At 39.8% G+C, this 2,043-nt stretch carries 3 protein-coding genes; all 3 read left to right on the top strand.

Going from position 1 to position 2,043, the window contains the following annotated elements:
• A partial coding sequence (locus ACR2F7_RS17545; RefSeq protein WP_432714833.1) for a sigma-70 family RNA polymerase sigma factor occupies window positions 1-421 on the top strand: 421 nt, incomplete at its 5' end.
• Window positions 422-494: 73 nt separating this feature from the next.
• The gene (locus tag ACR2F7_RS17550; RefSeq protein ID WP_432714834.1) at window positions 495-1,637 is read left to right on the top strand and encodes a FecR family protein; all 1,143 of its coding nucleotides are present in this window, start codon (window positions 495-497) and stop codon (window positions 1,635-1,637) included.
• A 211-nt stretch (window positions 1,638-1,848) separates the two neighbouring features.
• Window positions 1,849-2,043 (top strand): hypothetical protein (locus ACR2F7_RS17555; RefSeq protein ID WP_432714835.1); only part of this gene is annotated, 195 nt, incomplete at its 3' end.

The raw sequence follows: 2,043 nt of genomic DNA on the forward strand, positions 1-2,043 counted from the left end.
TCTTTGGAAAAGCAGGCATCGCATAGAAATCAATAATGGTTTTTCAACTTATATAGCTGCCATCGTTAAATACAAGGTCATGGCAAGGATGGCTGCCAACCATAAAAAACGAAGCCATTTTGCTCCAGCTGATGTCAACGAACTTGAAGTGGCAGACTATGCCACAGAAAATCTGTTAAGCTTCAATGACCTAAGAGCTGAAATTGAAGAAGTGGTGACGGCACTTCCCGAAAAGTGTCAAATTGTATTTAGAATGAGTAGGGAGCAAGGTCTGAGCGATAAGCAAATTGCAGAAGAACTGGGTGTTTCACAGAAAACAGTCGAGGGGCACATCAGCAGGGCATTGAAAGTTTTGCGAAATTCCATCCATACCTTCATGACACTTTTGGCTATTCTACTTGTCTATATTTCTTTGATCTAAAATGTTGTAAATTTTTCTTGACCTGATGTAGGGTAACTGCGCTTTATAACACACTATGTTATAAAAGCAGGTAATGACTAGACTCTCCAAAGCTGAATTAAATCAACTGGCTGATAAATACCTAAGAGGTACAATCACGCCTGTTGAAAAAGAAATTTTTGACCAGTGGTACAACACTGACGATAAAGAACCTTTGAAATGGGCTGGCCATGATGCAGCTGAAAGTGCACTTGAGGCGCGCATGCTTAAAATTATACAGCATAGAAACAGGCAGCCGCATCGCAGCTTGAAACTCAAGTGGCTTATTCCTGCAGCAGCGGCGGCAATCTTGATCGTATCAGGCATTCTTTTCTTTCACAATTCCAATATAGAGCATTCTAAATACTTACAGGCTGCACAACAAATTAAACCAGGAAAGAATAGTGCAACGCTAACCTTGGCTGATGGCAGTAAAATAAATCTGGAAGCAGTAGCTAACGGACAATTGATCCAGCAAGCAGGTTTTAAAATCATCAAAACTGCAGATGGGCAATTAATTTATGAAGCAGAAAACAATGGCAAAAGTGAAACCAAGGAAGCGCTAACTTACAACACCATCGAAGTGCCTAAAGGAGGGAAGTGGGAGGTACGGCTGCCCGATCATTCCCTTGTTTTTTTGAATGCCTCTTCTAAGCTTACTTACCCAACAAAATTTGAGGCCACAGAGCGGAAAGTACAGGTAGAGGGTGAAGCTTATTTTGAAATAAGGGCCGACAAGAACAAACCTTTTCGTGTGTTAAGCAAGGGACAAATGGTGCAGGTGTTCGGCACACATTTCAATGTAATGGCCTATCCTGGAGAACACAGTATGAAAACAACTTTACTTGAAGGTTCTGTGCAGGTAACTACAGCAGGTCAAAGTATGATGCTTGTTCCGGGGCAGCAGGCACAGGTCAAGAATGATCAGCTTACCCTAAACAAAAAGGTTGATCTTGAAGAAGTTATCGCATGGAAAAATGGATACTTTAAATTCAATGATAATTTAGAAAGTATTATGGATAAAGTAGCAAGGTGGTATAATATCGAAGTCAGGTATGATATCCAACCAGATCCTCAATTAAGGTTCTCTGGTAAAATATCCAGGTCAAGAGATTTGTCTGGTATCCTTGAAATGCTTTCCTATAATGGTGATGTACACTTTAAAATTGAAGGAAGGAGGGTTACTGTGATTAAATAGCTACTCCTATATTACGGTAAATCAATGAAGGCCAAAGGTGTTGGAAGCACCCCTGGCCAAATGCTGAGTTTACCCTTCCGGAAAAAACCGGAATAAAAAATTTGACTTCGAACCAAAATTACACTAAACCCAACTATTCAAATTTATGAATTTAAACCAACATTCCATATGTGGCGGTAAACCCTACGTATGGCGTAAACTTCTGCTGGTTATGAAACTGATTATACTGCTGCTTACCACAGCAATCATGCAGGTAAGCGCAAGTACTTTTGCACAAAAAGTTACGCTAAGTAAAAAGAATGCACCCCTTAGTGAGATTTTTAATGAAATAAGGATACAAACAGGATATGATTTCCTGTATAATAACAAATTGCTCTCATCTGCTCATCCGGTTACCATTCATGTA

It is taken from the genome of Pedobacter sp. (genome assembly GCF_045628745.1).
Classification (GTDB): domain Bacteria; phylum Bacteroidota; class Bacteroidia; order Sphingobacteriales; family Sphingobacteriaceae; genus Pedobacter.

Excerpts from the sequence above, each read along its gene's own strand:
- ACR2F7_RS17550 (WP_432714834.1), top strand. The coding sequence starts at position 495 with ATGACTAGACTCTCCAAAGCTGAATTAAATCAACTGGCTGATAAATAC.